Origin of the sequence: Actinobacillus capsulatus DSM 19761 (genome assembly GCF_000374285.1) — a bacterium.
GTDB lineage: Bacteria > Pseudomonadota > Gammaproteobacteria > Enterobacterales > Pasteurellaceae > Actinobacillus > Actinobacillus capsulatus.
In genome coordinates this window covers 23,253-30,641 of the sequence record NZ_KB893949.1, presented here as the reverse complement: position 1 = coordinate 30,641, position 7,389 = coordinate 23,253, and the positions used below count along the sequence as shown (strand labels likewise).

General features: G+C 41.9%; 7 protein-coding genes and 1 tRNA gene. 2 read left to right on the top strand and 6 right to left on the bottom strand.

The annotated features are described in order from the left end of the window. The 3 genes from C228_RS0111975 to rpe all read right to left on the bottom strand — a co-directional run bounded on the left by C228_RS0111975 (position 1) and on the right by rpe (position 1,454). Positions 1 to 76, bottom strand: a tRNA-Lys gene (locus C228_RS0111975). 191 nt (positions 77 to 267) lie between these two features. After that, positions 268 to 501, bottom strand: coding sequence for an acyl carrier protein (gene acpP / locus C228_RS0111970; RefSeq protein ID WP_005599419.1), 234 nt, complete (start codon positions 499 to 501; stop codon positions 268 to 270). A gap of 278 nt (positions 502 to 779) precedes the next feature. Next, positions 780 to 1,454: a ribulose-phosphate 3-epimerase gene (gene rpe / locus C228_RS0111965; protein WP_018652839.1), complete on the bottom strand. Its 675-nt coding sequence runs from the start codon at positions 1,452 to 1,454 to the stop codon at positions 780 to 782. Between the two features lie 223 nt (positions 1,455 to 1,677). On the opposite strand from rpe, the gene C228_RS0111960 reads away from it, so the two are divergent. Beyond that, a complete protein-coding gene (locus C228_RS0111960) occupies positions 1,678 to 1,959 on the top strand; it encodes a type B 50S ribosomal protein L31 (RefSeq protein ID WP_018652838.1) in 282 nt (93 codons plus the stop codon). Beyond that, positions 1,956 to 2,081, top strand: coding sequence for a type B 50S ribosomal protein L36 (gene ykgO / locus C228_RS0111955; protein ID WP_018652837.1), 126 nt, complete (start codon positions 1,956 to 1,958; stop codon positions 2,079 to 2,081). The genes C228_RS0111960 and ykgO overlap by 4 nt, the downstream gene beginning before the upstream one ends. Before the next feature lie 97 nt (positions 2,082 to 2,178). Here ykgO and mrcB read toward each other — a convergent pair whose 3' ends face one another. The 3 genes from mrcB to C228_RS0111940 form a co-directional block, all read right to left on the bottom strand. After that, a complete protein-coding gene (gene mrcB, locus C228_RS0111950) occupies positions 2,179 to 4,587 on the bottom strand; it encodes a penicillin-binding protein 1B (protein ID WP_018652836.1) in 2,409 nt (802 codons plus the stop codon). Between the two features lie 82 nt (positions 4,588 to 4,669). Further along, on the bottom strand, positions 4,670 to 5,527 hold the full coding sequence (gene menB / locus C228_RS0111945; protein ID WP_005625049.1) for a 1,4-dihydroxy-2-naphthoyl-CoA synthase: 858 nt from the start codon (positions 5,525 to 5,527) through the stop codon (positions 4,670 to 4,672). A 129-nt stretch (positions 5,528 to 5,656) separates the two neighbouring features. Further along, on the bottom strand, positions 5,657 to 7,363 hold the full coding sequence (locus C228_RS0111940) for a RelA/SpoT family protein (RefSeq protein ID WP_018652835.1): 1,707 nt from the start codon (positions 7,361 to 7,363) through the stop codon (positions 5,657 to 5,659). Positions 7,364 to 7,389 lie beyond the last annotated feature (26 nt).

Genomic DNA, 7,389 nt, shown 5'->3' with positions numbered 1-7,389 from the left:
TGGTGGGTCGTGAAGGATTCGAACCTTCGACCAACGGATTAAAAGTCCGCTGCTCTACCGACTGAGCTAACGACCCTTAACGCTGCGTAACAGGCGCATATAATACGGATTTAAAAAAAATGGTCAAGTGCTTTTTGGCAAATTTATCTTGTTTGAATGGTTTGTAAACGATTTTGATTATTTTTGAACAATCTATTGGAACATAACAGAAAAATTGCAGTTATTTAGGCAGAAAATAAGACGGTCATTTGACCGCCTTATTCAAAATTATGCGTTAGCTTTTGTCACGTAGTCAATCGCTGATTGAACTGTTGTGATTTTTTCAGCTTCTTCATCTGGAATTTCAATATCGAATTCTTCTTCTAAAGCCATCACTAACTCAACAGTGTCTAAAGAGTCTGCACCTAAATCTTCAATGAATGAAGCTTCTGGTTTAACGTCTTCAGCTTTAACACCTAATTGATCAACGATGATTTTTTTTACGCGTTCTTCAATGCTCATTTTGTTTTTCCTATGTGAAATTCGCCTAAGTGCGAGAGTTAAATAGTGTAAAGAAAAAAATGCTAAATTCAACGCTTTTAAAGCAAGGTCAAACCAGCCTAAATTTTCTCACACAAGAACTAAAATTGTTTATCCGTAGTAATCGGACAAAAAAGCGATCGATATTCTAACATTATGAATAGGCTTTATCCATAGCGTATTACGGTTTGTAAGTGATTTTCTCACTGATAAGCGGTTCATTTTCGCCAATTTTTTGCAAAATAGAACCGTTTATCGCCTTAAATTTGTGCTAATTCGGCACGCATTTGATCGATAACCGTTTTATAGTCCGGTTGATCAAAAATAGCAGAGCCGGCAACGAACGTATCTGCACCGGCTTTAGCAATTTCTGCGATGTTCTCAATTTTTACGCCGCCGTCAATTTCTAGGCGAATCGGGTAGCCGCTTTTATCGATTCGACGGCGTGCTTCTTGCAGTTTTTCTAAAGTCGCCAAAATAAATTTTTGTCCGCCGAAACCGGGGTTAACCCCCATCAGCAAAATCATATCCACTTTATCCATCACATAATCTAAATAACTCAACGGTGTTGCCGGATTGAACACTAAACCCGATTTACAGCCGAGATCACGGATCATTTGCAAAGTACGATCGATATGATCGGTCGCTTCCGGATGGAAGGTAATATAGTTTGCCCCCGCTTTGGCAAAATCCGGAATTAAGCGTTCGACCGGTTTTACCATTAAATGCACGTCAATTTCCGCAGTAATGCCATAATCACGTAATGCTTTGCATATTGCCGGACCAAAAGTTAGGTTTGGCACAAAATGGTTATCCATTACATCAAAATGAATAATATCGCCACCGGCTTTTAGTACTTCCGCAACATCATCGCCTAAACGAGCGAGATCAGCGGAGAGAATAGATGGGGCGATTAAAAACGGTTGTTGAGCCATGTTTTATCCTTATAAATAATAGTCAATTGAATTGATTTTAAAACATAGCCTACCATAAAATGTGAAAAGAAAAGGCGATCTAAGTCGCACTTTTAGCATTTAGCACGAAAAATCGCCAAATAAACAATATCCATAAAAAAATTATAGAAATAAAAATAGTTCTCAGGTAGGATATACCCACTTTTTATTTATGGAAATAAATAAGCTCCTGGAGGATTTTATTATGAAAAAAGGGATTCATCCTGAAAATTATCGCGAAGTATTGTTCTATGACAGCTCGGTAAAGATGGGCTGGGTTATTCGTTCTTGTGCTGCAACTAATAAAACCATGGTTTGGGAAGACGGTAAAGAATATCCGTTTTATCCATTAGATACGTCATCTGCGTCACATCCTGTTTATACGGGCAAACGTCGTGAAGTGAATACGGAAGGTCGAGCAAGCAAGTTTAATGAACGCTTTAAAGGTATGGCAGGTTTAACGACTAAAAATAAGGATAATATATGAAAATTTTAAACTCATTGAAAACGGCAAAGACACGTCATCCGGATTGCCAGGTTGTGCGTCGTAAAGGCAAACTTTATGTGATTTGCAAAAGCAATCCTCGCTTTAAAGCACGCCAACGTTAATTTTTTTTACATGACATAACGTAAAAAAGCATATTCAGCGAATTGAATATGCTTTTTTTTATACTTTTACAAAAAAATCGTCTTTTTTAACCGCTTGTTATTCGGTCGGTGCAATTTCTTCAGCTGGAAGTGCTTGTTGATCTTCAGCTACATCTGCTTTGGTATTTTCCGTTTTACTCTTATTGAGTGAAATTGCATCTAATACGGTTGGTTTGCTCGCTTCAACGATATTGCCTGCGCCGGTACAATAATGTTGTCCACGGTCACGCCACATCGGAATTTGGCGATTCGGATCACAATTAATCGTACCGTAGCTGTTGATACCTACCCACTGTAAATTTTTTGACTTCGGTAATTTAAACGCCGTAGGTAATGCACGTTCTAAATATTGTCTATAGACGAATAGCGCGCCGCTAGAACCGGTTAAATTGGTATCAGTATTGTTATCCTTACCTAGCCATACGGTCGTCACGTTTTCACCGTCCACTCCAACAAACCAGGTATCGCGTGCATTATTGGTTGTCCCGGTTTTGCCGGCTAAATGCAAATGCGCAAATTCATTTTGCAAGCTACGGGCAGTACCACGTTCCACGACTTGCTGCATCGCATATAAGGTTTGGATCGCGGCTTCCGGCGCTAATACTTGTTGGCTCACTTCTTCAACGTTACGTTGATAAAGCGGACTGCCATCGTGAGACGTAATCGATTCAATCGTGGTTAACGGTGTTTTTAAACCGTTATTTGCCAAGACTTGATAAGACTTTGTCACATCGTACGGTGAAATAGAGTACGAGCCTAACAACATAGAAGGGTAAGCCGGAATATCCGCTTTGTCCCAACCCATTTCTTTTTGCTTCGTAATCACTTTCTTTAAACCGACTTTCATACCGATATTCACGGTCGGAATATTTAATGAACGCACTAACGCATCCATTAACATCACCGAGCCACTGAATTTTTTATCGTAGTTTTTCGGTGTCCATGGCGGAGAACCCTTGGTATAAATCGTAATCGGTTTATTCTGAATCGGTGTATTTAATCGGAAATTATTCGGATCCGAAAGCGCAATCGCATAAATTGAAGGCTTCACCAATGAACCGATCTGACGTTTAGTCTGAATTGCTCGGTTAAAGCCGGCAAATTGGGTTAAACGGTCACCAACAATCGCACGAACCTTACCGGTTTTATATTCGGCAACGACAATCGCTGATTGTAAATCTTTGATTTTACTATTCGAAGCTTCCAGTGATTCTAAGCCGTTAATGACTGCTTGTTCGGCAGAACGCTGTTGTTTGCGATCTAAGGTTGTGAAAATTCTGGCGCCGGAAAGTTGTGCATATTTACTTTCACCTAACTCTGTTTTCAGATCGAGATTGAGCGCTTGCATAAACGCAGGTTGCTGACGATAAATGCTACCTTTTTCTTTCACGCCGAGCGGTTGTTTCACCAATAATTCATATTCCGGCTGGGTAATCGCTTGATTCTCAAGTAATAATTTTAATACAACATTGCGGCGCTCAAGCGCAGCTTCCGGATGACGCCACGGGTTATAGAGGGAAGGTCCTTTTACCATACCGACCAATAACGCCATTTGTGACGGAGTAATTTCTTGGATTGGGCGACCGAAATAGAATTGACTCGCCAAAGCAAATCCGTGTACCTGATAACTCCCGTTTTGACCTAAATAAATTTCATTCAGATAGGTTTCTAAGATACGGTTCTTTTCGTAGCGGAAATCCAAAATAAGCGACATCAACGCTTCATTCACTTTACGTACAATGGTCTTTTCACTGGTTAAGAACAAGTTTTTGACTAATTGTTGGGTGAGCGTACTTGCACCTTGTACTGTTCTACCTGCTTGATAGTTTGCCAGTAACGCACGAGCAATCCCCATCGGGCTAATACCGTCATGCTGATAGAAACGTTTATCTTCAGTCAGAATTAATGCCTGAATTAAGAAATACGGATATTGTTGTAAACGTAACGCTTGGCGTTCTTCGTCATTATCCGAATGCAGCATAGCGATTAATTTTGGGTCGAGTCGAAACTCATTGATTAAGCGGCGTTGCACTAAATCTTCGATATGCGATAGTTTGTCGTTTTCAAAACGTAAACGTAATACACGCTGTGCTTCCGGTGTTTCAGGAAACGGGAAAGCACGGCGTAACAACACGAGTGTATTGTTTTCAATTTTAAAATCGCCTGGCGTAGCAATTTGAGAAACTTGGCGGTAGCCGTTATCAAGCAACGCTTGTTTGGTTGCTTCAAGCGATAACTTGTCTTCAACACTGATACTTTCAATGCGGCTATAAACTTCTGCCGGCAATTGCCATACTTGACCGTCCATTTTAGCTCGAATACGCCCGTCGAGATAAATCCCGTAAAATGCGGCAAAGCAAGCGCCGACAAGACCTAGCTTAAGGCAAGTTGGAATAAAGAACGGTTTTTTCTTTAGCTGTTTATCTTCTTGTTCTGGCGTTTGAGGTTCGGTTTGGGTATTTGACATAGAAAATTATTTGCAAAAAAGTCAGCGAATTAGACCGCTTGTTAGTGCCTCCCTGTTAGAGGGGAGGCAATAGTAGGTGTAATTACGGATTACGTTTAAATTTACTGAAGTCAGGTTCACGTTTTTCGTTGAAAGCGTTACGGCCTTCTTGACCTTCTTCCGTCATATAGAACAACATGGTTGCGTTGCCGGCTAATTCTTGAAGACCGGCTTGACCGTCACAGTCCGCATTTAATGCCGCTTTTAAGCAACGTAATGCAATCGGGCTGTTTTGTAACATTTCACGACACCAACGCACTGTTTCTTTTTCAAGATCCGCATAAGGCACAACGGTATTCACTAAGCCCATATTTAATGCTTCTTGCGCATCGTACATACGACATAAGAACCAGATTTCACGTGCTTTCTTCTGACCAACGATACGAGCCATATAGCTTGCGCCCCAACCGCCATCAAATGAACCTACTTTCGGGCCGGTTTGACCGAATTTTGCGTTATCGGCTGCGATCGTTAAGTCACACATCATATGTAACACATGACCGCCACCTACCGCATAACCAGCTACCATTGCGACAACCGGTTTCGGACAAGTACGAATATCACGTTGGAACTCCAACACGTTTAAGTGATGTACACCACTGTCATCTTTATAACCGCCGTAGTCACCACGAATTTTTTGGTCACCACCGGCACAGAATGCGTATTCACCTTCACCGGTTAGCACAATCACACCGATTTTTTCGTCAAAGCGAGCATCGGCGAAAGCGTGGATCATTTCTTTAACCGTTTGTGGACGGAATGCGTTACGTACTTCAGGACGATTAATGGTAATTTTTGCAATACCATCGGTTGATTTGTGGTAACGAATGTCAGTGTAACCTTCGCTGTGATCTACCCATGTAACTGGTGCATAAAGAAATTCTTCGCTTGGATATAACATTGGAGTTCCTTTTTAATGTGTATAAAAAATTCGGGCAATTATAGCCGAATTGAGAGGGATTAACGAGAAAATAAGCGGTCAAATTTTGTAAAAAATTTACAAAAATCCACCGCTTATGTTTAGAGGCGATTAGGCTTTTGTGACACGAACGACGCCGTTTACTTTGGTTAGCTTCTGAATTACTACATAAAGATGAGCGTTATCCGTTACGGAAATACGCATTTTCACTTGGTAATTCCCCGTGCCGTTCGGACGGCTTTCTACTGTGCCGATATTGCTGTTCATTGAAGCGATCGCATTGGTTAGACTTGCCAAAACACCCGGCTGGTCTTTGATTTCCAATTCGATATCAATATCCAAATGTTCCGGCTTCACTGCTTCGTCCGCAATCTGATCAATATTATCTAAATGTTTCAGTGCGGCACGAATTTTAGAACGGGCTTTGGCACTGACCACAAACGTCAGCCAAGACGGGCTTGGGCGTTTACCTTGTTCGGTCAGAATTTCAACCGTTTGCCCCGATTGCAACGGCTGTGAAATCGGATACGGATTGCGATCAACGATTGCACCGACACAACGATCACCAATATCCGAGTGAACCGCATAAGCAAAGTCGATAGCGGTTGCTTTTGCCGGCAATTCTACAATACGGCCTTTAGGCGTAAACACATAAATATCATCGGAGAAAAGGTCGGATTTAACGTTCTCAATAAATTCATCCGAGTTACCGGCGCTTTGTTGTAGCTCGATAATACTACGCAGCCATTGTTGTGCTTTCTGTTGCACGCTGGTTGTCGTGGTTTGATCTTCGGTATAACGCCAATGCGCCGCTACCCCGAGTTCCGCCATTAAATCCATATCTTCGGTACGAATCTGTACTTCAATCGGCACGCCTTTATGCCCAATCATTGAGGTATGTAATGACTGATAACCGTTACTTTTCGGCACAGCAATATAATCACGAATTTTGTATGGACGAGGCTTGTATAGCGAGTGCATTTGCCCCAACACACGGTAGCAATTATCTAGGTTTTCCACCACCACTCTAAACGCATAAATATCTAAAATGGAATGGAAATGTTGGTCTCGTTGACGCATTTTTTCATAAAGCGAGTAGAGGTGTTTTTCTCTACCATAAACACGCCCTTTGATTCCTGCTTCATCTAAACGTGACTGAATTTCGTGTGAAATGGTTGAAATAAGGTCTTGGCGGGTACCGCGCGCCATATCAATCGCCATACGTAAGACACGATAGCGATGAGGGTGCATCGCTTGGAAGCAGAGATCTTCCAATTCATTTTTAAGATGTTCAATGCCTAAACGATGGGCTAACGGACTGTAAATCTCAAGCGTTTCTTTCGCAATGCGGCGACGTTTGTCCGGACGTAACGCACCTAGCGTACGCATATTATGGGTACGGTCAGCCAGTTTGATTAATACCACTCGAATGTCTTTGGTCATCGCCAAAATCATTTTGCGGAAATTCTCAACTTGCGCTTCTTGGCGGGTACGAAACTTTAATTTATCCAGCTTGGAAACGCCTTGCACGATTTCCGCAACACTTGCACCAAATTCGGCGGCAAGCTGTTCTTCCGTGTAAGGTGTATCTTCAATCACATCGTGTAACAATGCCGCCATTACTGCTTCATGATCGAGTTTCATTTCCGCAATAATGGATGCCACTGCTACAGGGTGAGTAATGTAAGGCTCTCCGCTTGAGCGAGTTTGCCCCTTGTGCGCATTACGCGCAATCACAAAGGCACGCTTTACCAGCTCGATTTTATCAGCAGGTAAATAGCCCTGAATAATGCTATCTAACGGTTGAAAAAGATACACGGTACACCTCGATATAATGAAAAATG

Bases quoted from the DNA above. Each gene is read 5' to 3' on its own strand.
- acpP (WP_005599419.1), bottom strand. From the start codon at position 501: ATGAGCATTGAAGAACGCGTAAAAAAAATCATCGTTGATCAATTAGGT.
- rpe (WP_018652839.1), bottom strand. From the start codon at position 1,454: ATGGCTCAACAACCGTTTTTAATCGCCCCATCTATTCTCTCCGCTGAT.
- C228_RS0111960 (WP_018652838.1), top strand. From the start codon at position 1,678: ATGAAAAAAGGGATTCATCCTGAAAATTATCGCGAAGTATTGTTCTAT.
- ykgO (WP_018652837.1), top strand. From the start codon at position 1,956: ATGAAAATTTTAAACTCATTGAAAACGGCAAAGACACGTCATCCGGAT.
- mrcB (WP_018652836.1), bottom strand. From the start codon at position 4,587: ATGTCAAATACCCAAACCGAACCTCAAACGCCAGAACAAGAAGATAAA.
- menB (WP_005625049.1), bottom strand. From the start codon at position 5,527: ATGTTATATCCAAGCGAAGAATTTCTTTATGCACCAGTTACATGGGTA.